Raw genomic sequence first — 25,343 nt, 5'->3', positions numbered from 1 at the left:
ACCCATGTTCAAATATATTGGCGACATCGTTAAGGGTACTGGTACCCAACTGCGCAGCCTGGTGATGGTCTTCGGCCATGGCTTTCGCAAGCGCGACACCCTGCAATACCCGGAAGAGCCGGTCTACCTGCCGCCCCGCTACCGTGGCCGCATCGTACTGACCCGCGACCCCGATGGCGAAGAGCGTTGCGTAGCCTGCAACCTGTGCGCCGTGGCGTGCCCGGTGGGTTGCATCTCGCTGCAGAAAGCTGAAACCGAAGACGGTCGCTGGTACCCGGACTTCTTCCGCATCAACTTCTCGCGTTGCATCTTCTGCGGCCTCTGCGAGGAAGCCTGCCCGACCACCGCGATCCAGCTGACCCCGGATTTCGAGATGGCCGAGTTCAAACGTCAGGACCTGGTTTACGAGAAAGAAGATCTGCTGATCTCCGGTCCCGGAAAGAACCCTGATTACAACTTCTATCGTGTTGCAGGTATGGCCATTGCCGGTAAGCCAAAGGGCTCCGCGCAAAACGAAGCCGAGCCGATCAACGTGAAGAGCTTGCTGCCTTAAGGAAGAAAGATGGAATTCGCTTTCTATTTCGCGTCAGGTGTCGCCGTTGTCTCCACGCTACGTGTGGTGACCAACACCAACCCTGTGCACGCCCTGCTCTACCTGATCATTTCGCTGATCGCCGTGGCGATGACGTTCTTCAGCCTCGGCGCACCGTTCGCCGGCGTGCTGGAAGTGATCGCCTATGCCGGCGCCATCATGGTGCTGTTCGTGTTCGTGGTGATGATGCTGAACCTGGGCCCCGCCTCGGTTCAGCAGGAACGCATCTGGCTCAAGCCGGGGATCTGGCTCGGGCCGGTGGTGCTCGCCGCCCTGCTGCTGGTGGAACTGCTGTACGTGCTGTTCAGCCACCAGAGCGGTACCGGTATCGGCCACACCACCGTAGACGCCAAGGCCGTGGGCATCAGCCTGTTCGGTCCTTATCTGCTGGTGGTCGAACTCGCCTCGATGCTGCTGCTCGCCGCAGCCGTCACGGCGTTCCACCTGGGCCGCAACGAGGCGAAGGAGTAAGACCATGCCTACTATCGGAACTATCCCTCTGGAGCATGGCATGGCCGTTGCCGGCATCCTGTTCTGCCTCGGCCTGGTCGGCCTGATGGTGCGACGCAACATTCTCTTCGTGCTGATGAGCCTGGAGGTGATGATGAACGCCTCCGCCCTGGCCTTCATCGTCGCCGGTAGCCGCTGGGCGCAGCCGGATGGACAGGTCATGTTCATCCTGGTGATCAGCCTGGCAGCCGCCGAGGCCAGTATTGGCCTGGCGATCCTGTTGCAGCTGTATCGCCGCTTCCACACTCTCGATATCGACGCTGCCAGCGAGATGCGCGGATGAACCTTCTCTATCTGACTTTCCTGTTCCCCCTGATCGGTTTTCTGCTGCTGTCGTTCTCCCGTGGACGCCTCTCGGAAAACCTCGCCGCCCTGATCGGTGTCGGCTCCGTTGGCCTGTCGGCGATTGTCGCGGCTTATGTGATCTGGCAATTCAACGTCGCCCCGCCGGAAGGTGGCCACTACACCCAGGTGCTGTGGCAGTGGATGACCGTTGGCGACTTCAAGCCAACCTTCGCCCTGTACCTGGACGGCCTGTCCGTGACCATGCTCGGCGTGGTGGTGGGCGTGGGTTTCCTGATCCACCTGTTCGCGTCCTGGTACATGCGCGGTGAAGACGGTTACTCGCGCTTCTTCGCCTACACCAACCTGTTCATCGCCAGCATGCTGTTCCTGGTGCTCGGCGACGACCTGTTGTTCCTGTACTTCGGCTGGGAAGGCGTGGGCCTGTGTTCGTACCTGCTGATCGGTTTCTACTACAGCAACCGCAACAACGGTAACGCGGCACTCAAGGCCTTCATCGTCACCCGCATCGGCGACGTGTTCATGGCCATCGGCCTGTTCATCCTGTTCCAGCAGCTGGGTACGCTGAACATCCAGCAACTGCTGGTCGCGGCGCCTGCGAAGTTCCAGGCCGGCGACTTCTGGATCGTCCTGGCGACCCTGATGCTGCTGGGTGGCGCGGTCGGTAAATCCGCCCAGCTGCCGCTGCAGACCTGGCTGGCGGATGCGATGGCCGGTCCTACCCCGGTTTCGGCACTGATCCACGCCGCAACCATGGTGACCGCCGGTGTCTACCTGATCGCCCGTACCCACGGCCTGTTCGCCCTGGCGCCGGACATCCTGCACCTGGTGGGCGTCGTCGGTGGCGTGACCCTGGTGCTGGCCGGCTTCGCCGCGCTGGTACAGACCGACATCAAGCGGATCCTCGCCTACTCGACCATGAGCCAGATCGGCTACATGTTCCTGGCCCTGGGCGTTGGCGCCTGGGACGGCGCGATCTTCCACCTGATGACCCACGCCTTCTTCAAGGCCCTGCTGTTCCTTGCCTCCGGTGCGGTGATCGTTGCCTGCCACCACGAGCAGAACATCTTCAAGATGGGCGGCCTGTGGAAGAAACTGCCGCTGGCCTACGCCAGCTTCATCGTCGGCGGCGCGGCCCTGGCGGCTCTGCCACTGGTCACCGCCGGTTTCTACTCCAAGGACGAGATCCTCTGGGAAGCCTTCGCCAGCGGTAACCATGGCCTGCTGTATGCCGGTCTGGTGGGGGCCTTCATGACCTCGCTGTACACCTTCCGCCTGATCTTCATCACCTTCCACGGTGAAGCCAAGACCGAAGCCCACGCCGGCCACGGCATCAGCCACTGGCTGCCGCTGTCGGTGCTGATCGTTCTGTCGACCGCCGTCGGCGCCATGATCACCCCACCGCTGCACGGTGTGCTGCCACTCAGCGTCGGCCATGCCGGCGGCGAAGCCAAGCACAGCCTGGAACTCGCGTCCGGCGCCATCGCCATCGCCGGTATCCTGCTGGCCGCGCTGCTGTTCCTCGGCAAGCGTCGCTTCGTTACCGCCATCGCCAACAGCGGCATCGGCCGCCTCCTCTCGGCCTGGTGGTTCGCTGCCTGGGGCTTCGACTGGATCTACGACAAACTGTTCGTCAAGCCATATCTGGCGATCAGCCATGTACTGCGCAAAGACCCGCTCGACCAGACCATCGGTCTGATCCCGCGCCTGGCCAAAGGGGGCCACAACTCCCTGAGCCGTACGGAAACCGGTCAACTGCGTTGGTACGCCGCCTCGATGGCTGCTGGTGCCGTGCTGGTTATCGGCGCCGTCGTGCTGGTAGCGGTCTGATATGAACCTTGCGAACTTGCGAAAGGAATTGAGCCCGTCATGATTCTGCCTTGGCTAATCCTGATCCCCTTCATCGGCGGCCTGCTGTGCTGGATGGGTGAGCGCTTCGGCGCCACCCTCCCCCGCTGGATTGCGCTGATCACCATGTCCCTGTTGCTCAGCCTCGGCCTCTGGCTGTGGGCCCACGGCGACTATTCACTCGCTCCGGCGCCTGGCGCCGATCCGACCTGGACCCTGGAGTTCAAGCACGTCTGGATCGAGCGCTTCGGCATCAACGTGCACCTGGCCCTCGACGGCCTGTCGCTGTTGATGATCCTGCTGACCGGCCTCCTGGGCGTGCTTTCCGTCCTCTGTTCCTGGAAAGAGATCCAGCGTCACGTGGGCTTCTTCCACCTGAACCTGATGTGGATCCTGGGCGGTGTCGTCGGCGTGTTCCTCGCCCTCGACCTGTTCATGTTCTTCTTCTTCTGGGAAATGATGCTGGTGCCGATGTACTTCCTCATCGCGCTCTGGGGTCACAGTTCTTCGGACGGCAAGAAAACCCGGATCTACGCCGCGACCAAGTTCTTCATCTTCACTCAGGCTTCCGGCCTGATCATGCTGGTGGCGATCCTCGGTCTGGTGCTGGTCAACTTCAACGACACCGGCGTGATTACCTTCAACTACGCCGACCTGTTGAAGACCAAGATGTCGACCACCACCGAGTACGTGCTGATGCTCGGCTTCTTCATCGCCTTCGCAGTGAAGCTGCCAGTGGTGCCGTTCCACTCCTGGCTGCCCGATGCCCACGCCCAGGCACCGACAGCGGGTTCCGTGGACCTGGCGGGGATCCTGCTGAAGACTGCGGCCTACGGCCTGCTGCGCTTCGCCCTGCCGCTGTTCCCGAATGCCTCGGCCGAGTTCGCGCCGATCGCCATGACCCTGGGTCTGATCGGCATCTTCTACGGTGCCTTCCTGGCTTTCGCCCAGACCGACATCAAGCGCCTGGTGGCATTCTCCAGCGTTTCGCACATGGGCTTCGTGCTGATCGGTATCTACTCCGGCAGCCAGCTGGCCCTGCAGGGCGCGGTGATCCAGATGCTGGCTCACGGTCTGTCGGCGGCAGCACTCTTTATCCTGTGCGGCCAGTTGTACGAACGCACCCACACCCGCGACATGCGTGAAATGGGTGGCCTGTGGTCGAAGATCGCCTACCTGCCAGCCATCAGCCTGTTCTTCGCAGCAGCCTCGCTGGGCTTGCCGGCGACCGGTAACTTCGTCGGCGAATTCCTGATCCTGATCGGTACCTTCGCCAGCGCGCCATGGGTCACCGTGCTCGCGACTTCCGGCCTGGTGTTCGGTTCGGTCTATTCGCTGATCATGATTCACCGCGCCTACTTCGGCCCGGCCAAGTCGGACGCGGTCCTGCACGGCATGGACGCTCGCGAACTGATCATGGTGGTCGGCCTGGCGGCGCTGCTGATCTACATCGGCATCTACCCGCAACCGTTCCTCGATACCTCTGCCGCCACGATGAGTGGCGTGCAGCAATGGCTCGGCACCGCCTTCACTCAACTCGCTTCGGCCCGGTAAGAGCGCTATGGACTTTACGATTCAACACTTTATCGCGCTTGCGCCGCTGTTGATCACCAGCCTCACCATCATTGTGGTGATGCTGGCTATCGCCTGGCGTCGCAACCATTCGCAAACCTTCCTGCTGTCGGTCGCCGGTCTGAACCTGGCGTTGCTGTCGATCCTGCCGGCCCTGAAAGTCACCCCTCTGGCGGTGACTCCATTGCTGCAGATCGACCAGTTCGCCTGCCTGTACATGGCGCTGATCCTGGTGGCCACCCTGGCCTGCGTCACCCTCGCCCACGCCTACCTGGGCGACGGCGGCACCGGTTACCCGGGCAACCGCGAAGAGCTGTACCTGCTGATCCTGATGGCCGCCGCCGGCGGCCTGGTCCTGGTCAGCGCGCAACACCTGGCCGGCTTGTTCATCGGCCTGGAACTGCTCTCGGTACCGGTCTACGGCCTGGTGGCTTATGCCTTCTTCAACAAGCGTTCGCTGGAAGCCGGCATCAAGTACATGGTGCTGTCGGCCGCCGGTTCCGCGTTCCTGCTGTTCGGCATGGCCCTGCTCTACGCCGAAGCCGGCAGCCTGAGCTTCAACGGCATCGGTCAGGCCCTGGCCGCGACCGGCCTGCCTAGCCCGATGGCCCAACTGGGCCTGGGCATGATGCTGATCGGCCTGGCGTTCAAGCTGTCGCTGGTACCCTTCCACCTGTGGACCCCGGACGTCTACGAAGGGGCTCCAGCGCCTGTGGCGGCCTTCCTGGCCACCGCGAGCAAGGTGGCGGTATTCGCGGTGATGGTGCGTCTGTTCCAGATCTCGCCGGTAGCCAGCAGCGGTGTCCTGAACACCGTGCTGACCCTGATCGCGATTGCCTCGATCCTGTTCGGCAACCTGCTGGCGCTGACCCAGAGCAACCTCAAGCGTCTGCTGGGTTACTCGTCCATCGCCCACTTCGGTTACCTGCTGATCGCCCTGGTGGCGAGCAAGGGCCTGGCGATGGAGGCCATCGGCGTCTACCTGGTCACCTACGTGATCACCAGCCTCGGCGCCTTCGGCGTGATCACCCTGATGTCCTCGCCTTACAAGGGTCGCGATGCGGATGCCCTGTACGAGTACCGCGGCCTGTTCTGGCGTCGTCCGTACCTGACCGCCGTACTGACCGTGATGATGCTGTCCCTGGCCGGTATCCCGCTGACCGCGGGCTTCATCGGCAAGTTCTACATCATTGCCACCGGTGTCGAAGCGCACCAATGGTGGCTGGTCGGTTCCCTGGTCCTGGGCAGCGCCATCGGTGTGTTCTACTACCTGCGCGTCATGGTCACCCTGTACCTGATCGAGCCGAACCTGCGCCGCGTCGACGCCCAGCTGCACTGGGAACAGAAAGCCGGCGGCGTGATGCTGCTGGCCATCGCGGTCCTGGCGTTCTTCCTCGGCGTCTACCCACAACCGCTGCTGATCCTGGTCCAGCAATCCGGTCTGGCGGGCTGATCGCTCAAGAACGATCCGCAGCAAAACAAGACGGCGCCTTCGGGCGCCGTTTTGTTTTCCAAAGAAAAACCACCCTGCCCTTCCTCCTGCCATCTGAAAGGAATTGCCTTTCAGGCTTTAAAGACGCGTCCTACGTCTCATCCTGATTGCCAAGTCTAAGGTCATTAAAAGGCGACGAGCGCCATGCGCAACGCCTTGACCTCTCGACCCATTCAACCAAAAATATACGCAGATTACGTACAGATCATGGACGCACTTTTTATTGAGCTGCCCCCGTTCCAACGCCATCGACAGGACTACCTGGACGACGAGCTTTTTCGTAGCTTGCAGCTTGAGTTGCTGAAAGCCCCCGAAGCCGGAGATCTCATCGAGGGAACCGGTGGCTTGCGCAAGATCCGCTTTGTCGATGAGCGACGGCACAAGGGCAAACGCGGCGGGATCCGGGTGATTTATTACTGGTGGTCCGGAGGCGCCCAATTCTGGCTCTTCACCCTTTACGCAAAGAACGAGCAGAACGACCTGACACCCCATCAGAAAAAACTGCTCAAGCAACTGCTGAACAGAGAAGTCGAGGCGAGAACCCATCATGAAACGTGACATCTTTTCCGAACTGGTCGAAGGTTTCGACGCCCTGGCCAAAGAGCGCCAAGGCAAGCTCACGCTGCGCACCCACAAGGTCAAGCTGAACGCACTGCTACCGATCACCGCCGAAGAAGTGCTGGCCGTGCGCGAACAGCTGAACCTGTCCAGATCGGTATTTGCCATGTACCTGCGCACCAATACTCGGACCCTGGAGAACTGGGAGCAAGGACGGGCAAAACCCAACGCTCAGGCCACTACCCTGATCCGCCTGGTACAGCGTTTTCCCGATACGGTGGAGCGGCTGGCAGCATTGGCCTGAAGGTCTGCACTGGTTCGAAGGACATCATCGCGGGCAAGCCTCGCTCCGACGGATCACCCTCTTCTGTAGGAGCGAGGCTTGCCCGCGACAACAATGGTCCGGGCACTACAGCTCCCAAAAACAGAACGGCACCCGAAGGTGCCGTTGCGCATTACCGATCCACAACCTTACTTGCGCGCCGCCTCCCACGACTTGAGCAGTTCGTTGTAGCTCACGGTCTCGCCCTGGGGTTTCTCGTTGGCCAGTTTCGGTTTCGGCGCGCCCGGTTGGTCGAACCAGTATTGCGCGTCGCGCTCGGGGTTCATTTTCGGGGCGCAGGTGGCCTGGGCTTTCGAGCGCTCGAGCCGGGTCATGATTGCGTCCTGATCCTTGGCCAGGCCATCGAGTGCCTGTTGCGGGGTTTTCTCGCCGCTGGCCGCTTCGGCGATATGGCTCCACCACAGCTGTGCCAGGCGTGGATAGTCCGGCACGTTGGTGCCGGTCGGCGTCCACTGCACGCGGGCCGGACTGCGATAGAACTCCACCAGGCCACCGAGTTTCGGCGCCAGGTCGGTCATCGCCTGGGAGTTGATGTCCGACTCGCGGATCGGTGTCAGGCCGACGATGGTTTTCTTCAGCGACACGGTTTTCGAGGTCACGAACTGGGCATAGAGCCAGGCCGCGAGTTTCTGTTTCTCCGGGGTGGACTTGAGGAAGGTCCAGGAGCCGGCGTCCTGATACCCCAGCTTCATGCCCTCCTCCCAGTACGGCCCCTTGGGCGACGGCGCCATGCGCCATTTCGGCGTTCCGTCGGCGTTCATTACCGGCAGGCCCGGCTTGGTCATGTCGGCGGTGAAGGCGGTGTACCAGAAGATCTGCTGGGCGATATTGCCCTGGGACGGCACCGGCCCGGATTCGGAGAAAGTCATGCCCGCCGCTTCCGGTGGCGCGTACTTTTTCATCCAGTCGACGTACTTGGTGGTGGCGAACACCGCCGCCGGGCCGTTGGTGTCGCCGCCGCGGGTCACGCTGGAGCCCACCGGATGGCAATCCTCGACGCGGATCCCCCACTCGTCCACCGGCAAACCGTTGGGCAAGCCCTTGTCGCCGCCGCCGGCCATGGAGAACCAGGCATCGGTGAAGCGCCAACCCAGGGACGGGTCCTTCTTGCCGTAGTCCATATGCCCGTAGACCCGCTTGCCGTCGATCTCCTTGACGTCCTCGCTGAAGAACTTGGCGATGTCCTCATAGGCCGACCAGTTCACCGGCACACCCAGCTCGTAGCCGTATTTCTCCTTGAACTTGGCTTTCAGGTCGGCCCGCTCGAACCAGTCGGCGCGGAACCAGTACAGGTTGGCGAACTGCTGGTCGGGCAACTGGTAGATCTTGCCGTCCGGCGCGGTGGTGAAGGAGATGCCGATGAAGTCCTTGATGTCCAGGGTCGGCGAGGTGTAGTCCTTGCCCTCGTTGGCCATCAGGTCGGTGATGGATTCGGTCTTGCCATAACGGAAGTGCGTGCCGATCAGGTCGGAGTCGTTGACCCAGCCGTCATAGATATTCTTGTCCGACTGCATCTGGGTCTGCAGCTTCTCCACCACGTCGCCTTCCTGCAGCAGGTCGTGGGTCAGCTTGATCCCGGTGATTTCACTGAAGGCCTTGGCCAGCACCTTGGACTCGTATTCATGGGTGGCGATGGTCTCAGAGACCACGTTGATCTTCATCCCGCGAAACGGCTCGGACGCCTTGATAAACCACTTCAGCTCTTCCAGCTGTTGTTCCGCGGTCAGGGTGGATGGCTTGAACTCGCTGCCGATCCATTTTTTCGCGGCGTCCTCATAGGCGTCGGCCCAGGCCGTCGCGCTCAAGCCGCTCAGAGCCAGCATGGCCGCCAATGAAACGCTATGTCGCAGCTTATTGTTTTTGTCGAACATAGAGACCTCCCGGTTAAGTTCAAAGAGGACCGATACCAATACCTCCCTGTAGGAGCGAGCTTGCTCGCGAAGGTCGCTAACGATGACGCGTAGAACCAGCCTGTACGCGGCGCGCTGGAATTCTTCGCGAGCAAGCTCGCTCCTACAGGAATGGGTATCAGCATTAGCCCCAACGCATCACAGCCAACAGCCACACCAGGGACAGCACGAACGCCACCCAGATGCTCCAGTCGGTGACGCCGATTACCAGCAGATGCAGGTAGGCGCTGCCGAGAAGACCGATAAACAGGCGATCGCCACGGGTGGTGGCAATCGGCAGGAAGCCGCGCCGAGGGATGCTCGGCGAACGTAATTCCCACGTGGTCATGCCCAGCAGGATCAAGGCAATGACACCGAAGAATGCCGCCGTCGGGGCGGTCCAGTTCATCCATTCCATCAACGGATCCTCATACCCGGCCCAGGGCGAAGCCCTTGGCCACATGGTTGCGAACAAACCAGATCACCAGCATGCCCGGCAGGATGGTCAGCACCCCGGCCGCCGCCAGCACACCCCAGTCGATACCGGAGGCGGACACGGTGCGGGTCATCACCGCGGCGATCGGCTTGGCGTTCACCGAGGTCAGGGTCCGCGCCAGCAGCAGCTCGACCCAGGAAAACATGAAGCAGAAGAACGCCGTCACGCCGATCCCCGAGCCGATCAGCGGGACGAAGATCTTCACGAAGAACTTGGGAAAGCTGTAGCCGTCGATGTAGGCGGTCTCGTCGATTTCCTTCGGCACCCCGGACATGAAGCCTTCGAGAATCCACACCGCCAGCGGCACGTTGAACAGGCAGTGGGCCAGGGCCACGGCAATGTGCGTATCGAACAGGCCTATGGACGAATACAGCTGGAAGAACGGCAGCAGGAACACCGCCGGCGGCGCCATGCGGTTGGTCAGCAGCCAGAAGAACAGGTGCTTGTCGCCGAGGAAGCGGTAGCGCGAGAACGCATAGGCCGCCGGCAGCGCCACGCTCAGGGAAATCACCGTGTTCAGGCTGACGTAATACAGCGAGTTGAGATAGCCGGTGTACCAGCTGGGGTCGGTGAAGATCACCTTGTAGTTGTGCCAGGTGAAGTCCTGGGGCCACAGGGTCAGGCTGCCGAGGATCTCGTTGTTGCTCTTGAACGACATGTTCAGCAACCAGTAGATCGGCACCAGCAGGAACAGGATGTAGATCAGCAGCGGTATCAGCTTGCGCTTGGTCATGGCGGCCGTCCTCAGCGATTGGCGTCGGAGTGGGTCATGGCGGTGTAGAACAGCCAGGACACCAGCAGGATGATCAGGAAATACACCAGGGAAAACGCCGCGGCCGGGCCCAGGTCGAACTGACCGATCGCCATCTGGGTCAGGGTCTGGCTGAGGAAGGTGGTGGCGTTGCCCGGCCCGCCGCCGGTGAGCACGAACGGCTCGGTGTAGATCATGAAGCTGTCCATGAAGCGCAGCATCACCGCGATCAGCAGCACGCTTTTCATCTTCGGCAACTGGATATGCCGGAACACTGCCCAGTTCGACGCCCGGTCAATGCGCGCCGCCTGGTAGTACACGTCCGGGATCGCCCGCAGCCCCGAGTAGCACAGCAGCGCCACCAGCGAGGTCCAGTGCCACACGTCCATCACCAGCACCGTGACCCAGGCATCCATGGTGTTGGCCGCATAGTTGTAATTGATGCCCAGGGCATTCAGCGCCGAGCCCATCAGGCCGATGTCGGCGCGGCCGAAGATCTGCCAGATGGTGCCCACCACGTTCCACGGGATCAGCAACGGAATGGCGAGGATGATCAGCACCACCGACGACCAGCGCCCCTTGCTCGGCATGGTCAGGGCGATGGCTATTCCCAAGGGAATCTCGATCAGCAGCACACAGGCCGAATAGATGAACTGGCGCAGCAACGAGTCGTGCAGGCGCGGGTCGAGCAGCACCTGGCGGTACCAGTCGGCGCCGACGAAATAGCGGCTGGACTGGTCGAAGATGTCCTGCACCGAGTAGTTGACCACGGTCATCATCGGGATCACCGCACTGAAGGCCACCAGCAGGAACACCGGCAATACCAGCCACCAGGCCTTGTTGTTCTGCACTTTGTTCATGGCTGAACCTCGTTCGTGGCGTGGGCCTCCAGCAGGTATTCGTCGGCGTAGACCATCAGCCACTGCGCGGGGAAGCTGATGCAGGCCCTGCCCTGCGGCACTGGCTTGTCTTCGGCCAGGCGCACTTTTAACACCGCGCCGTCGAGGTTCAGGGTCATGATCTTGTAGGTGCCCAGGTCCTCGATGTGGACCACGTCGGCCTGCAGCGCCTCCTCGTAAGGCTCGTCCCAGACATGGATGAATTCCGGGCGGATGCCGACTTTCAGGCTCTGGTAATCGCTCTCGGCGATCCGCTGCTGCAAGGCCTCGGGCAGTGCCAGATGGGTGCCGGCGAACCTGACACCGCCGGCCTCTGCCCGGACCTCGATCAGGTTCATCCCCGGGCTGCCGATGAAGTAGCCGACGAAGGTGTGGCTCGGTCGCTCGAACAGCTCCCGCGGGGTGCCGAACTGGACGATCTGCCCGCCGTACATCACCGCGATCTTGTCGGCGAAGGTCGAGGCTTCGAGCTGGTCGTGGGTGACGTAGACCATAGTGATGTTGAACTGCTCGTGGATCTGCTTGAGCTTGCGCCGCAGCTTCCACTTCAGGTGCGGGTCGATCACTGTCAGCGGCTCGTCGAACAGGATCGCCGACACGTCGTCGCGCACCAGGCCGCGGCCCATCGAGACCTTCTGCTTTTCGTCGGCACTGAGGTTGCGCGCCTTCTTGCTCAACAGCGCCTGCAGGTCGAGGACCTCGGCGATCTCCTGCACCTTGCTGTGCACCTTGGCTTCGGCCATGCCCTGGTTGCGCAGCGGGAAGGCCAGGTTGTCGAACACCGTCATGGTGTCGTAGACCACCGGGAACTGGAAAACCTGGGCGATATTGCGCTTCTCGGGAGTCAGCTCGTTGACCACCCGGGTGTCGAACAGCACCTGCCCCTGGGACGGGCTGAGCAGCCCGGAAATGATATTGAGCAAGGTCGACTTGCCGCAGCCGGACGGCCCGAGCAAGGCATAGGCGCCGCCCTGCTCCCAGATGTGGTTCATCTCGCGGATCGCATAGTCCTCGGGACCAGCCGGAGTGCTGGTGTAACTGTGGGCGAGGTTGTGCAAACGGATCTCGGCCATCAGGCAACCCTCGCGACGCGTCGCCCCGGCGCCTGGACCAGACGGCCCTGGGCATCGAAGACGAACAGTTTGTGGGTGGGGATATAAATGCGGATCGGCGCGTCGACGTCATATTCGTGCACGCCGGGCAAGTGCAGCACCAACAGGAATTGTTCGTTGCGCACATGCAGGAAGGTTTCCGAGCCGCTGATTTCCGCGACCTCGACGGTCACCGCAAGCTCCAGGTCGTCGTCGTTGCTCGGCACCAGGGAGATATGGCTGGGCCGCACGCCAAAGCGGAACTCGCCCTCGCCGACCGGGCGCAGATCGACGTTCAGCGGAAAGTGCACGAAATTGGCGAAGCTCACTTCATTGCCGGCGATGCGCCCCGGCATCAGGTTGATCGGCGGTTCGGAGAACAGCTCGGCGGCCAGCACCGTCTGCGGCTGGTGATAGACCTCGGCGGTCTTGCCGCTCTGCACCAGGCGCCCCTCGTGGAGGATGGTGGTGGTGCCACCCAGGGCCAGCGCCTCGTTGGGTTCGGTGGTGGCGTAGATGGCGATGGTATGGCGGGCCTGGAACAGCTCGCGCATCTCCTGGCGCAGCTCTTCGCGCAGCTTGTAGTCGAGGTTGACCAGCGGCTCGTCGAACAGGATCAGCTCGGCATCCTTGACCAGCGCCCGGGCCATCGCCGTGCGCTGCTGCTGGCCGCCGGACAGCTCCAGCGGATGGCGCTGCAGGAACTTCTCGATCCGCAACATCTTCGCCGTCTCCAGCACCTTGCTCTCGATCAATTGTGCAGCGACGCCGGCCTGGCGCAGCGGCGAGGCGATGTTCTCGAACACGGTCATGGTCGGGTAGTTGATGAACTGCTGATAGACCATCGACACGTTGCGCAGCCGCACCGGGCGCCCGGTGACGTCCACGCCATTCATCAGGATGCGTCCGCTGGCGGGCTTGTCGAGCCCGGCGATCAAGCGCATCAGGCTGGTCTTGCCGGACAGCGTACGTCCCAGCAGGACATTGAAGGAACCGGGTTCAAAGCGCAGCGAGATGTCATCGATCCAGGTCTGGCCCTCGACGACACGGCTGACGTGTTCCAGCGTTAATGACATGGCTCGGCCTTTTTTATTATTGGAGTCAAGCGACCGGAGCAGCAGAGCGACTTTCGTGCCAGAACCGCGGCAGCAAACCAAGCCACTGATAAGCCTGATATTTATTCCAAGACAGGTTATCCGCGGGTTCATAGCTGAACAGAAATGAACAACCCGCACTGAACAACTGAACAGTCCGGCGGTTGACAATGAACAAGAGTGAACAACACTGGATGGACGTTTTTGCCGGCAAGATTGCTTCTTGTAGCCGCTGCCGCGGGCTGCAACTACAAAGGCCAGGCCATACGCCAATAACAACAATAAAAGCGTTTTCAGAGACCTACCGCCATGAGCGCACCTGCCTCACCGCTGTCTCACGAGACCATCATCAAGGACTCCTGGAGCCGCTGCCGGGCCTTTGGCCTCAGCCACCAGAGCGCCCCCGCCTTCGATCAACTGCCCGCCGAGCGCATCGCCCAGTTGCTGGAAAGCCAGCATGCCCTGGTGCAGACCACCCACCAGGAAGTCCTGCCTTACTACGAGAACATCCTCAGCAACTCCAATTGCCTGATCATGCTCGCCGACAACCAGGGCCAGGTGCTGACCTCCTGGGGCACCCAGCGTTTTATCGAGCCGAGCCTGGCCCGTGGTTTCAGTGCCGGCGCCAGCTGGCTGGAACACTGCAGCGGGACCAACGCCATCGGCACCGCCCTGGCCTGCGAGCAGGCGGTGCATATCGAGCACGATGAACACTTTCTCAAGGCCAACCGTTTCATGACCGGCTCGGCCGCGCCGATCTTCGATGCCGAGCGCCGGGTGATCGCGGTGCTGGATGTCTCCAGCGACAGCTACCTGCCGCCCTCCCACACCCTGGGCATGGTCAAGATGATGAGCCAGACGGTGGAGAACCGGCTGATCCTCAACCTGTTCGAAGGCCGGCATTTCCAGCTGACCTTCAACACCGGCCTGAACAACCTCGACAGCCAGTGGGCCGGCCTGCTGATCTTCGATGAAAGCGGCCAGGTGCTCTCGGCCAACCGCCGCGCCGACAACCTGCTGGGCATCAGCCTGTCGCGGGTCGGCATCGAGAGCCTGTTCAAGGTGTCCCTGCTTGAGTTGCTCAACCAACCCGAAGGCCTGCCCTTCGCCCTGCAGGCCGCCGGTCGCAACCGCTTCCATTGCCTGCTCAAGCGTCCAAGGCAGGTGCCGATCCAGGCCCGGGTCTTCGCCGAGGCACCTGCTCGCCCGTCTCCCGCCAACGCCGATGCCATCGGCCTGAGCACCCTGCACTTCGGCGACAGCCGCGTGGAGAAAGCCGTGCGCCAGGCCGAACGGCTGCTGGAAAAGGACATTCCGCTGCTGATCCACGGCGAAACCGGGGTCGGCAAGGAAGTCTTCGTCAAGGCGCTGCACCAGGCCAGTTCGCGGAGCAAACAGGCGTTCATTGCCGTCAACTGCGCAGCGATCCCCGCCGAACTGGTGGAGTCCGAGCTGTTCGGCTACGAAAAAGGCGCCTTCACCGGCGCCAACCAGAAAGGCAGCATCGGCCTGATCCGCAAGGCCGACAAAGGCACGCTGTTCCTCGACGAAATCGGCGACATGCCCCTGCCGACCCAGGCCCGCCTGTTGCGGGTGCTGCAGGAGCGCTGCGTGCAGCCGGTGGGCAGCAGCGAACTGTTCCCGGTGGACATCCGCATCATCTCGGCGACCAACCGCTCCCTGCGCGAACAGGTGCAACTCGGGCGCTTCCGCGAGGACCTGTATTACCGCATCGGCGGCCTGACCCTGGAGTTGCCGCCCCTGCGCGAACGCAGCGACAAGCAGGCGCTGTTCAAGCGCATCTGGGAACAGCACCGCGAGCCCGGCCAATGGGCCGGGCTCAGCCGCGAAGTCCAGGACCTCTTCGAGCGCCACCCCTGGCCGGGCAACCTGCGCCAGGTCAGCAGCGTGATGCAGGTGGCGCTGGCCATGGCCGAAGACCAGCCGATCCGCGCCGAGCACCTGCCGGACGACTTTTTTGTCGACCTGGACATGGAGCCAGCCGCCAGCCACGAACCGCCCGGCGACATCGCCCTGGAAGACAGCGCCGACCTGCACCGCCAGCTCAAGGCCGTGGGCGGCAACATTTCCCAGCTGGCGCGACGGCTGGGGGTGAGTCGCAATACCCTCTATAAAAGATTGCGTCAGCAGGAGGATTGATCCCCCACCCCCTCCATCCCCAAATGGCAAGCAAACAAAAACCCGCACAAGGCGGGTTTCTGTTTGTAGCCAGTACCGCGATCAGTCAGCCAGACGCCAAGTAGTCCCGCCCTTGCCGTCTTCCAGCACCACGCCCATGGCGGTGATCTGGTCGCGGATGCGGTCAGACTCGGCCCAGTCCTTGTTGGCACGGGCCGCCAGGCGCGCCTGGATCAGCGATTCGACCTGCGCCGCGTCGACCCGGCCGGCGGCACCGGCCTGCAGGAAGTCGTCGGCTTCCAGTTGCAGCACACCCAGCACATCCGCCAGTTCCCGCAGGCGAGCCGCCAGACCGGCCGCCGCATCAAGATCGCTCTCGCGCAGGCGGTTGATCTCGCGCACCATCTCGAACAGCACCGCACAGGCTTCCGGGGTGCCGAAGTCGTCATTCATCACCTCGGTGAAACGCTCGACGAAGGCTTCGCCACCGACGGCCGGCACGCTCGGCAGGCCCTTGAGGGCATGGTAGAAACGCTCCAGGGCGCCCTTGGCGTCCTTGAGGTTGTCTTCCGAGTAGTTGATCGCGCTGCGGTAGTGGCTCGACACCAGCAGGTAACGCACCACTTCCGGATGGTACTTGTCGAGCACGTCGCGAATGGTGAAGAAGTTGTTCAAGGACTTGGACATCTTCTCGCCATTGATGCGGATCATGCCGCAGTGCATCCAGGCATTGGCGTAGGTCTTGCCGGTGGCCGCCTCGCTCTGGGCGATCTCGTTTTCATGGTGCGGGAACTCGAGGTCGCTGCCGCCGCCGTGAATGTCGAAGGTCTCGCCCAGGCAGCAGGTCGACATCACCGAGCATTCGATGTGCCAGCCCGGACGCCCGGCGCCCCATGGCGATTCCCAGCTCGGCTCGCCCGGTTTGGCGGCTTTCCACAGCACGAAGTCCAGCGGGTCCTGTTTCGACTCGTCGACTTCGATGCGCGCGCCGATGCGCAAGTCTTCGATCTTCTTGCGCGACAGCTTGCCGTAACCCATGAACTTGGCCACGCGGTAGTACACGTCGCCGTTGCCCGGCGCGTAGGCGTAGCCCTTGTCGATCAGGGTCTGGATCATCGCGTGCATGCCGGCGATATGGTCGGTGGCACGCGGCTCCATGTCCGGCTTCTTGATGTTCAGGCGCGCTTCGTCTTCGTGCATCGCCGTGATCATGCGCTCGGTCAGCGCTTCGAACGACTCGCCGTTCTCGTTGGCCCGATTGATGATCTTGTCGTCGATGTCGGTGATGTTGCGCACATAGGTCAGGTCGTAACCGCTGAAACGCAGCCAGCGGGTCACCAGGTCGAAGGCGACCATGCTGCGACCGTGGCCCAGGTGGCAGTAGTCGTACACGGTCATGCCGCACACGTACATGCGCACCTTGTTGCCATCGAGCGGCTTGAAGACTTCTTTGCTCTTGGTGAGCGTGTTGTAGATCGTTAGCACAAGGAGTTCCTTAACTGATCACTGACCCCAGGAGTCGCGCAGGGTCACGGTACGGTTGAATACCGGTGCGCCCGGTTTCGAGTCCTTGATATCCGCGCAGAAGTAACCTTCGCGCTCGAACTGGAAACGGTCTTCCGGCTGTGCGTTGCCCAGCGAGGGTTCGGCACGACAACCAGTGAGGACCTGCAGGGAGTCAGGGTTGATGTTGTCCAGGAAACTTGCGCTGTCTTCGGCCTTCTCCGGGTTCGGCGAACGGAACAGACGGTCGTACAGGCGCACTTCGCACTCGACGCTGGCGGCGGCCGGCACCCAGTGGATCACGCCCTTGACCTTGCGGCCTTCCGGGTTCTTGCCCAGGGTGTCCGGATCGTACGAGCAACGCAGCTCGACGATGTTGCCGTCGGCATCCTTGATCGCCTCGTCGGCGCGGATCACGTAGCTGCCGCGCAGGCGCACTTCGCCGGCCGGCTCCAGGCGCTTGTAGCCCTTTGGCGGCTCTTCCATGAAGTCGTCGCGGTCGATGTAGATTTCACGGGCGAACGGCAGTACCCGCACCCCCATGTCTTCTTTCGGGTGGCGCGGCAGTTCGAGGTTCTCGACCTGGCCTTCCGGGTAGTTGGTGATCACCACCTTCAGCGGACGCAGCACGCACATGGCGCGCGGGGCGCTGTGGTCGAGGTCGTCACGGATGCTGAATTCGAGCATGCCGAAGTCCACCACGCCGTCGGAACGGTTGGTGCCGACCATCTCGCAGAAGTTGCGGATGGATTTCGGCGTGTAGCCACGACGCCGGAAGCCCGACAGGGTCGACATGCGCGGGTCGTCCCAGCCGTTGACGTGCTTCTCGTCCACCAGTTGCTTGAGCTTGCGCTTGCTGGTGATGGTGTAGTTCAGGTTCAGGCGGCTGAACTCGTACTGGCGCGGCTGCGCCGGCACCGGCAGGTTCTCGAGGAACCACTCGTACAGCGGACGGTGGCTTTCGAACTCCAGGGTGCAGATCGAGTGGGTAATGCCTTCGATGGCATCCGACTGGCCGTGGGTGAAGTCGTAGTTCGGGTAGATGCACCACTTGTCGCCGGTCTGGTGGTGATGCGCATGGCGGATGCGGTACATGATCGGGTCGCGCAGGTTCATGTTCGGCGAGGCCATGTCGATCTTGGCCCGCAGCACGCGTGCGCCATCCGGGAATTCACCCGCCTTCATGCGGGCGAACAGGTCCAGGTTCTCTTCCACCGAACGGTCACGGAACGGGCTGTTCTTGCCCGGCTCGGTCAGGCTGCCACGGTATTCCTTGGCTTGCTCGGGGGTCAGGTCGTCGACATAGGCCTTGCCCGCCTTGATCAGCTCCACCGCCCATTCGTGCAACTGGTCGAAGTATTGCGAGGCGTAGCGCACTTCACCGGCCCACTCGAAGCCCAGCCACTTGACGTCGCTTTCGATGGCATCGATGTATTCCTGGTCTTCCTTGGCCGGGTTGGTGTCGTCGAAGCGCAGGTGGGTGACGCCACCGAATTCCTGGGCCAGCCCGAAGTTCACGCAGATCGACTTGGCGTGACCGATGTGCAGGTAGCCGTTGGGCTCCGGCGGGAAGCGGGTCACGATCTGTGTGTGCTTACCCGAGTCCAGGTCCGCCTGGATGATCGGGCGCAGGAAGTTGACCGGCACGGCCGGTCCGGTCTTGGAATTCGAGGTAGGGTCGACAGTGGGCTTGCTCATAGGATCCTTGAACGTACAAGTGCGCGGCCGGTGCGGCCTGATAAATCAAAACGGATATCATAGCCGATGCGGTCAAGCCCCTGACAGAGCGGGCTTTAAATCTGCCGTGATTAATCCGTCGCAAATGAAAAAACAGCCTCGAATTTCACGCTCGGCACGCTAAACTGCGCACCTTGGCGGATTTTTGCCAGCGCGGTTCCGGCCCGCGGGCCCCACGCCCGCCTCCCGGAACCCGGGAATTCCTTGAAAACGCTCCTCCTTATAAAGAGTACCGATCATGACTCAAGTCAAACTGACCACCAACCACGGCGACATCGTGCTGGAACTGAACGCCGAGAAAGCCCCGGTCACCGTGGCCAACTTCGTCGAATACGTTAAAGCCGGTCATTACGAAAACACCGTATTCCACCGCGTCATCGGTAACTTCATGATCCAGGGCGGCGGTTTCGAGCCAGGCATGAAAGAAAAGAAAGACAAGCGTCCAAGCATCCAGAACGAAGCCGACAACGGTCTTTCCAACGACAAGTACACCGTCGCCATGGCCCGCACCATGGAGCCGCATTCGGCTTCCGCGCAGTTCTTCATCAACGTCGCCGACAACAGCTTCCTCAACCACAGCGGCAAGACCGTCCAGGGCTGGGGCTACGCGGTATTCGGCAAAGTGGTCGCCGGCACCGAAGTGGTCGACAAGATCAAAGGCGTGGCCACCACCATGAAGGCCGGCCACCAGGACGTACCGGCAGAAGACGTGATCATCGAGAAAGCCGAGATCGTTGAGTGATACTGCTGATTTCAGATTTGCATCTGGAAGAGGAACGCCCGGACATTACCCGGGCGTTTCTGGATTTACTGGGCGGGCGTGCCCGCTCGGCGCAAGCGCTGTACATCCTGGGAGATTTCTTCGAGGTCTGGATCGGCGACGACGCCATGACCCCCTACCAGCTTTCCATTTGCCAGGCACTGCGCGAGCTCAGCGACAGCGGCACGCAGGTTTTCCTGATGCATGGCAACCGCGACTTCATGCTCGGCAAGGCCTTCTGCAAGGCCGCGGGCGCGACCCTGCTCAAGGACCCGAGCGTGGTCGACTTCTACGGCGAGCCGGTGCTGCTGATGCACGGCGACAGCCTGTGCACCCGCGACGAAGCCTATATGCGCATGCGCCGCTACCTGCGCAACCCGGTTTCGCTGTGGATCCTCAGGCACCTGCCGCTGCGCACCCGGCACAAGCTGGCGCGCAAGCTGCGCAACGAAAGCCGTGCACAAACCCGCATGAAGGCCAACGACATCGTCGACGTGACCCCGGACGAAGTGCCGCGGATCATGCAGGAATTCAAGGTGCGGACCCTGGTCCACGGCCACACCCACCGCCCGGCCATCCACAAGTTGCAGATCGGCGACCAGGCCGCCAAGCGCATCGTGCTGGGCGACTGGGACCGCCAGGGCTGGGCCTTGCAGGTGGATGAACAGGGCTTCCAGCTGGCAGCTTTCGACTTCGTCCCGTCGCCGTTGGCGTTGCCCCGCTCGAGCCTGTAGCCGCTGCCGCAGGCTGCGATAAGGCCCGGAGGGTCTTCCGGGGCCTTCCAGGCGAACGCTGCACGTTCTATCGCGAGCAAGCTCGCTCCTACAGAGGGACGTACCTTTTTGTAGGAGCGAGCTTGCTCGCGATAACGCCTCTGCCCCACCGCGATATCAATGCCCCGCCGACGCCGGCCCGGCCTTGGCCGTGAACGGCGGCTTGGCCAGCCACACCAGCAAAATCAGGCCCATGAAGCTCCAGCCCAGCAGCGTGAAGTAGTCCACGGTGGACATCATGTACGCCTGGCCGGTCAGCACCTGGTCCAGCTGCGCGTAGGCCTGGTTGCTGGCACCGCCCAGGGCGCCCAGGGCATCGCGGGTGGCCGGCTCGAAGGTGCTGATGTGTTCACTCATGTAGGCATGGTGCTCGTTCGCCCGACGGATCCAGATCCAGGTGGTCAGCGAAGCGGCGAAGCTGCCACCGAGGGTCCGCAGGAAGGTGGCCAGGCCGGCACCATCGGCGATCTGGTGCGGTGGCAGGTCCGACATCAGGATGCTCAGGGTCGGCATGAAGAACAGCGCCACGCCGATGCCCATGAACAGCTGCACCAGGGCGATGTGCTGGAAGTCCACTTCGTTGGTGAACCCGGCGCGCATGAAGCAGCTCAGGCCGATCGCCAGGAACGCCAGCCCGGCCAGCAAGCGCAGGTCGAACTTGTGCGCGTACTTGCCGACGAAAGGCGACATCAGCACCGGCAGGATACCGATCGGCGCCACCGCCAGGCCGGCCCAGGTCGCGGTATAGCCCATCTGGGTCTGCAACCACTGCGGCAGGATCAGGTTGATGCCGAAGAAGCCGGCATAACCGCCCACCAGCACGATGGTGCCGATGCGGAAGTTGCGGTGGGCGAACAGCCGCAGGTTGACCACCGGATGGCGGTCGGTCATTTCCCAGATCACGAACACCGCCAGGGCAATCACCGAAATCAGCGTACCGATAATGATGAAATTGGATTCGAACCAGTCCAGGTCGTTGCCCTTGTCGAGCACGATCTGCAAGGCGCCGACACCGACGATCAGGCTCAGCAGGCCGATGTAGTCCATCGGCTGGCGACTGGTCACCACCGGCCGTGCCTTCAGCTGTTGCTTGACCACCCAGGCGGCGAACAGGCCGATCGGTACGTTGATGAAGAAGATCCACGGCCAGCTGTAACTGTCGGTGATCCAGCCGCCGAGAATCGGCCCGGCAATCGGCGCCACCACCGTGACCATCGCCAGCAGCGCCAGGGCCATGCCCCTTTTCGCTGGCGGGTAGACCGCGATCAACAGGGTCTGGGTCATCGGGTACAACGGCCCGGCCACCACCCCTTGCAGCACCCGAAAGCCCACCAGCTCGGGCATGGAAGTGGAAATCCCGCAGAGGAACGAGGCCAGCACGAACAGCAGGGTGGCCCAGATAAACAGCTTCACTTCGCCGAAGCGCCGGCTCAGCCAGCCGGTCAGCGGCAAGGCGATGGCGTTGCTCACGGCAAACGAGGTGATCACCCAGGTGCCCTGCTCCGAACTCACCCCGAGGTTGCCGGAGATGGTCGGCAAGGCCACGTTGGCGATGGTGGTGTCGAGCACCTGCATGAAGGTCGCCAGCGACAGGCCGATGGTGCTGAGCAACAGGCTGGGCGGCGTGAAAGAGGCGTTATTGCTCATCGCGAATCCTATGAAGCGAGGCTGGCGCCGCGACCGCTAACGGCCGCAGCAGAGGGATCGGCGAATCAGCGCTGCGCGGTCTTGCCGATGGCGGCGCTGTTGTCGTGGATCAGGCGGGCGATCAGCGCATCAGCCTCGCTCAACTGGCGGTCGTAGACGTTGGTACTGAACGACGCCTTTTGTGGCGGCTGCTGGGCCAGCACCGGGCCGCTCTGGTCGTGCAGGTCGACGTTGACCACCGTCGACAGGCCGACCCGCAGTGGGTGCCTGGCCAGTTCTTCGGCATTCACGTGGATGCGCACCGGTACCCGCTGCACGATCTTGATCCAGTTGCCGGTGGCGTTCTGCGCCGGCAACAGGGCGAAGGCGCTGCCGGTACCGGCGCCCAGGCTGTCGATGGTGCCGCTGTACTTGACCTCGCTGCCGTAGATATCGGCCTCGATGTCCACCGGCTGGCCGATGCGCATGTCACGCAGCTGGGTTTCCTTGAAGTTGGCGTCGATCCACAGTTGGTCGAGCGGGATCACCGCCATCAACGCGGTGCCCGGCTGTACCCGCTGGCCCAGTTGCACGGTGCGCTTGGCGACATAACCGGTCACCGGCGCGATCAGCGTACTGCGGGCGTTGGTCAGGTAGGCCTGGCGCAGCTGCGCGGCGGCCGACTGCACGTCCGGATGGTTGGAGACCACGGTGTCGTCCACCAGCGCGTTGGTGGTGTTGAGCTGCTGCTGGGCATTGGCCAGGGCGTTCTGCGCCGAGGTCAGGTCATCGCGGGCGTGGGACAGTTCTTCCTGGGAAATCGCCCCGCTGGTGGCGAGGGTCCGGCGACGGTTGAAGTTGTCCTGGGCTTTCTGCACTTCGGCCTTCTGCGCCGCCACCTGGGCGCGCATGCCGTCGACGTTGCTGTACAAACCGCGCACCTGGCGCACGGTGCGGGCCAGGTTGGCCTCGGCGCTTTGCAGGCCGACCTCGGCATCGTTGGGGTCGAAGTTGATCAGCACCTGGCCTTCATGAACCAGGTCGCCATCGTCGGCGCCGATGCTGACCACCGTGCCGGTGACCAGCGGGGTGATTTCCACCACGTTGCCGTTCACATAGGCGTCGTCGGTGCTTTCATTCCAGCGTCCGTAGAGTTCATACCAGGCAAAGACCCCCAGCCCGCCCAGGGCGATCAGCGCCACCAGGCCCAGCAGCATGACCTTGCGTTTGCGCGGGTTGGCGCTGTCCGGCGTATTTTCAGGAGCGTTGTTGGTTTCGACAGTGGCCATGATGAGTACCTTGAATTATTGATTGCGCGAGGCTGGGGTCGGGGTGGCCGCGGCCAGATTGTCGGTCTGGAAACCACCGCCCAGGGCTTGCATCAGCTGGATCGACAGGTCGATCTGCTGGGCATTCAGGGTCGCCAGCTGACGCTGGGCCTGCAGCAATTGCTGCTCGATGCTGAGCACGTCCAGGTAATTGCCGATCCCCGAGCCGTAGCGCTGGACCACGGTGTCGTAGGAGTCCTGGGCGATGTCGGTGGCGTGTTGCTGGGCGGCGATCTGCCGACCGATGTCACGCAGCTGGGAGATGGTGTCACTGACATCCCCCAGGGCAGTCACTAGGCTCTTGTTGTATTGCGCCACGGCCAGGTCGTAGTCGGCGTCCCGGGCATCCAGGTCGGCGCGCAGGCGGCCACCGTCGAAGATCGGCAGCGACACGGTCGGGGCGATGTTGAAGAAGCGGCTGGCCGATCCGAACATCGCATCCCCCAGCAACGCTTGAGTGCCGGCGGCAGCGCTCAGGTTGAGGTTGGGGTAGAAGTTGGTCTTGCCGGCGTCGATGCTCTTGCTCGCCGCCTCGACCCGCCAGCGCGCGGCCACCAGGTCCGGACGGCGGCCCAGCAGTTCCGCCGGCAGCACCGATGGCAACGCCACCGCGCTGGCCTGGAGGACTTTCGGCCGGGCGATGTCGTTGCCCCGGTCGGGGCCTTTGCCGAGCAATACCGCGAGGGCGATCTTGGCGCTCTGCAGGTTTTTCTCGGCGTCGATCAGGCTGGCTTCGGAGCTGGCCTCCAGGCTTTCGGTCTGCTGGTACTGATACTGGCTGTCGATGCCCGAGCTCAGGCGCTTCTGGCTCAGCTCGAGCATCTGCCGGGTGCGCTTGAGGTCTTCATCGGCCAGGTCATGGACGATATGCGCCTGGCCCAGGTCGCTGTAGGCACGGGCCACATCGGCGGCCAGGGTCAGTTGCGCGGCCTGGCGATCGATCTCGGCGGCGCGCGCCTGGCCCAGGGCGGCTTCCCAGGTATCGCGCTGGCCGCCCCAGAGGTCGAAGGTGTAATTGAAGGTGCCCGTCAGGCTGCGCAGGGTGCTGTAGTTGTCGCCCTGCCCCCTCGGGTCCTGCGAGCGAGACAGGCGCGAGCGGCTGACACTGCCGCTGGCATCCAGGGTCGGCATGCGTGCCGCATCCGCGGCATAGGCCGCCGCGCTGGCCTGGTGCGCGCGGGCGCTGGCGATCTGCATGTCGGGGCTGTCGTGCAGGGCTTCGCGGATCAGGCCATCGAGCTGTGGATCGCCCAGGCTCTTCCACCAGTCGCTCTTCGGCCAGGCCGCCGGCGACAGGGTCACGCCACTCAGGGATTGTCCGGCCTTGAGGGATTTGGCATCGAGGCTCACCCCTTCGGTTGTCAGGCCGCTGTAGTTGGCACATCCGGCCAGGCTCATGGCCAGCAGTACCAGGCTGAAACGGGCACGCAAGGTTTTACTGCTCATTTACTTATCACCTACCCGCAACACGGTGATCGGGTCACCGGCCGCCAGCAAAATTTTCTTGAGGATCTGTTCCAGGGTTTTCAACTCTTCGGGGGTGATGGCGCCGGCCAGTTCGTTCATGGCGTTGGCGCCGATGTGCGGCAGGCAGTCGGCGAGCTTCTGGCCCTCCTCGGTGAGCACCAGGCGCACCTGGCGGCGGTCGTGCTCCGAGCGTTGGCGGGCGAGGAAGTCCTTCTGCTCCAGGCGATCGAGCATGCGGGTCATGGAACCGCTGTCGAGGGACAGGTGGCGGCACAGCTCGGCCGGGGTGTCGACGCCGAACTGGGCCATGATGATCAGCACCTTGAACTGCGCGGCGGTGATGCCGTGGGGTTCCATGTGGGTGTCGATAATCCGGTCCTTGAGCAGGGCCGCACGGCCCAGCAAGAGCCCAAGGTGGCAATTGTGGAAATCGTCTGGGGTGAAGTGCTTCATCTGACCACCTGTTAGCTGCCTAGGCAGCGAAAGTATGTCGAGATGTTACTGCCTAGGCAGCCAATATCCAAACAATAATTAGCATGCTCACTATCAAGCTAATTAATGGGAAAGCCTTG

The 25,343-nt window shown here is 62.7% G+C and carries 23 protein-coding genes; 11 read left to right on the top strand and 12 right to left on the bottom strand.

The window, feature by feature from the left end; translation table 11 throughout:
* Positions 1-4: 4 nt before the first annotated feature.
* The 8 genes from nuoI to PVZ78_RS10670 all read left to right on the top strand — a co-directional run bounded on the left by nuoI (position 5) and on the right by PVZ78_RS10670 (position 7,179).
* Positions 5-553: an NADH-quinone oxidoreductase subunit NuoI gene (gene nuoI, locus PVZ78_RS10705; RefSeq protein ID WP_003223795.1), complete on the top strand. Its 549-nt coding sequence runs from the start codon at positions 5-7 to the stop codon at positions 551-553.
* 9 nt (positions 554-562) lie between these two features.
* A complete protein-coding gene (gene nuoJ / locus PVZ78_RS10700; RefSeq protein ID WP_009049787.1) occupies positions 563-1,063 on the top strand; it encodes an NADH-quinone oxidoreductase subunit J in 501 nt (166 codons plus the stop codon).
* A 13-nt stretch (positions 1,064-1,076) separates the two neighbouring features.
* Entirely contained in the window at positions 1,077-1,385 is a 309-nt protein-coding gene (gene nuoK, locus PVZ78_RS10695; RefSeq protein ID WP_023964387.1) for an NADH-quinone oxidoreductase subunit NuoK, read from the top strand.
* Positions 1,382-3,235, top strand: coding sequence for an NADH-quinone oxidoreductase subunit L (gene nuoL, locus PVZ78_RS10690; RefSeq protein WP_009049789.1), 1,854 nt, complete (start codon positions 1,382-1,384; stop codon positions 3,233-3,235). The genes nuoK and nuoL overlap by 4 nt, the downstream gene beginning before the upstream one ends.
* A gap of 39 nt (positions 3,236-3,274) precedes the next feature.
* Positions 3,275-4,807, top strand: a complete 1,533-nt coding sequence (gene nuoM, locus PVZ78_RS10685; protein ID WP_009049790.1) for an NADH-quinone oxidoreductase subunit M — start codon at positions 3,275-3,277, stop codon at positions 4,805-4,807.
* Between the two features lie 7 nt (positions 4,808-4,814).
* Positions 4,815-6,278 (top strand): NADH-quinone oxidoreductase subunit NuoN, encoded by a 1,464-nt coding sequence (nuoN, locus tag PVZ78_RS10680; protein WP_009049791.1) that lies wholly within the window; start codon positions 4,815-4,817, stop codon positions 6,276-6,278.
* 246 nt (positions 6,279-6,524) lie between these two features.
* Positions 6,525-6,875, top strand: coding sequence for a toxin (locus tag PVZ78_RS10675; RefSeq protein ID WP_096376050.1), 351 nt, complete (start codon positions 6,525-6,527; stop codon positions 6,873-6,875).
* Entirely contained in the window at positions 6,865-7,179 is a 315-nt protein-coding gene (locus PVZ78_RS10670; RefSeq protein ID WP_025804712.1) for a helix-turn-helix domain-containing protein, read from the top strand. The genes PVZ78_RS10675 and PVZ78_RS10670 overlap by 11 nt, the downstream gene beginning before the upstream one ends.
* A gap of 167 nt (positions 7,180-7,346) precedes the next feature.
* Here PVZ78_RS10670 and PVZ78_RS10665 read toward each other — a convergent pair whose 3' ends face one another.
* The 6 genes from PVZ78_RS10665 to PVZ78_RS10640 all read right to left on the bottom strand — a co-directional run bounded on the left by PVZ78_RS10665 (position 7,347) and on the right by PVZ78_RS10640 (position 13,420).
* A complete protein-coding gene (locus PVZ78_RS10665) occupies positions 7,347-9,089 on the bottom strand; it encodes an ABC transporter substrate-binding protein (RefSeq protein ID WP_023964376.1) in 1,743 nt (580 codons plus the stop codon).
* Positions 9,090-9,252: 163 nt separating this feature from the next.
* A complete protein-coding gene (locus PVZ78_RS10660) occupies positions 9,253-9,525 on the bottom strand; it encodes a DUF2160 domain-containing protein (protein ID WP_009049795.1) in 273 nt (90 codons plus the stop codon).
* 10 nt (positions 9,526-9,535) lie between these two features.
* Positions 9,536-10,336 (bottom strand): carbohydrate ABC transporter permease, encoded by an 801-nt coding sequence (locus PVZ78_RS10655; RefSeq protein WP_007929618.1) that lies wholly within the window; start codon positions 10,334-10,336, stop codon positions 9,536-9,538.
* An 11-nt stretch (positions 10,337-10,347) separates the two neighbouring features.
* On the bottom strand, positions 10,348-11,214 hold the full coding sequence (locus tag PVZ78_RS10650; protein WP_009049796.1) for a carbohydrate ABC transporter permease: 867 nt from the start codon (positions 11,212-11,214) through the stop codon (positions 10,348-10,350).
* Positions 11,211-12,326, bottom strand: a complete 1,116-nt coding sequence (locus tag PVZ78_RS10645; protein WP_016701904.1) for an ABC transporter ATP-binding protein — start codon at positions 12,324-12,326, stop codon at positions 11,211-11,213. Before PVZ78_RS10645 ends, PVZ78_RS10650 begins: the two co-directional genes overlap by 4 nt.
* On the bottom strand, positions 12,326-13,420 hold the full coding sequence (locus tag PVZ78_RS10640; protein ID WP_009049798.1) for an ABC transporter ATP-binding protein: 1,095 nt from the start codon (positions 13,418-13,420) through the stop codon (positions 12,326-12,328). Before PVZ78_RS10640 ends, PVZ78_RS10645 begins: the two co-directional genes overlap by 1 nt.
* A 327-nt stretch (positions 13,421-13,747) precedes the next feature.
* Here PVZ78_RS10640 and PVZ78_RS10635 point away from each other — a divergent pair, with 327 nt between their 5' ends.
* A complete protein-coding gene (locus PVZ78_RS10635; RefSeq protein WP_273828664.1) occupies positions 13,748-15,598 on the top strand; it encodes a sigma-54-dependent Fis family transcriptional regulator in 1,851 nt (616 codons plus the stop codon).
* A gap of 81 nt (positions 15,599-15,679) precedes the next feature.
* On the opposite strand, the gene cysS is transcribed toward PVZ78_RS10635, so the two are convergent.
* Together cysS and PVZ78_RS10625 are read right to left on the bottom strand one after the other, a co-directional pair.
* Positions 15,680-17,062 carry a cysteine--tRNA ligase gene (gene cysS, locus PVZ78_RS10630; protein WP_273828663.1) on the bottom strand — a complete coding sequence of 461 codons (1,383 nt, stop codon included), beginning with the start codon at positions 17,060-17,062 and terminating at the stop codon, positions 15,680-15,682.
* 18 nt (positions 17,063-17,080) lie between these two features.
* A complete protein-coding gene (locus tag PVZ78_RS10625) occupies positions 17,081-18,778 on the bottom strand; it encodes a glutamine--tRNA ligase/YqeY domain fusion protein (protein WP_009049801.1) in 1,698 nt (565 codons plus the stop codon).
* A gap of 277 nt (positions 18,779-19,055) precedes the next feature.
* Here PVZ78_RS10625 and PVZ78_RS10620 point away from each other — a divergent pair, with 277 nt between their 5' ends.
* Together PVZ78_RS10620 and lpxH are read left to right on the top strand one after the other, a co-directional pair.
* Positions 19,056-19,559: a peptidylprolyl isomerase gene (locus PVZ78_RS10620; RefSeq protein ID WP_007929634.1), complete on the top strand. Its 504-nt coding sequence runs from the start codon at positions 19,056-19,058 to the stop codon at positions 19,557-19,559.
* Positions 19,556-20,311, top strand: coding sequence for a UDP-2,3-diacylglucosamine diphosphatase (lpxH, locus tag PVZ78_RS10615; RefSeq protein WP_038633659.1), 756 nt, complete (start codon positions 19,556-19,558; stop codon positions 20,309-20,311). The genes PVZ78_RS10620 and lpxH overlap by 4 nt, the downstream gene beginning before the upstream one ends.
* A 156-nt stretch (positions 20,312-20,467) precedes the next feature.
* Here the strand turns inward: lpxH and PVZ78_RS10610 are convergent, their stop codons facing one another.
* The 4 genes from PVZ78_RS10610 to PVZ78_RS10595 all read right to left on the bottom strand — a co-directional run bounded on the left by PVZ78_RS10610 (position 20,468) and on the right by PVZ78_RS10595 (position 25,224).
* A complete protein-coding gene (locus PVZ78_RS10610; protein ID WP_009049803.1) occupies positions 20,468-21,997 on the bottom strand; it encodes a DHA2 family efflux MFS transporter permease subunit in 1,530 nt (509 codons plus the stop codon).
* A 65-nt stretch (positions 21,998-22,062) separates the two neighbouring features.
* Positions 22,063-23,265, bottom strand: coding sequence for an efflux RND transporter periplasmic adaptor subunit (locus PVZ78_RS10605; RefSeq protein ID WP_041986262.1), 1,203 nt, complete (start codon positions 23,263-23,265; stop codon positions 22,063-22,065).
* Between the two features lie 15 nt (positions 23,266-23,280).
* On the bottom strand, positions 23,281-24,750 hold the full coding sequence (locus PVZ78_RS10600) for an efflux transporter outer membrane subunit (protein ID WP_273828662.1): 1,470 nt from the start codon (positions 24,748-24,750) through the stop codon (positions 23,281-23,283).
* Positions 24,751-25,224 (bottom strand): MarR family winged helix-turn-helix transcriptional regulator, encoded by a 474-nt coding sequence (locus PVZ78_RS10595; protein WP_009044607.1) that lies wholly within the window; start codon positions 25,222-25,224, stop codon positions 24,751-24,753.
* Positions 25,225-25,343 lie beyond the last annotated feature (119 nt).

The sequence above is a fragment of the Pseudomonas sp. SBT1-2 genome (assembly GCF_028640875.1).
Taxonomy (GTDB): Bacteria; Pseudomonadota; Gammaproteobacteria; order Pseudomonadales; family Pseudomonadaceae; genus Aquipseudomonas; species Aquipseudomonas chlororaphis_I.
The sequence above is the reverse complement of the archived record's forward strand: the minus strand, read 5'-3'. Positions and strand labels throughout refer to the sequence as shown.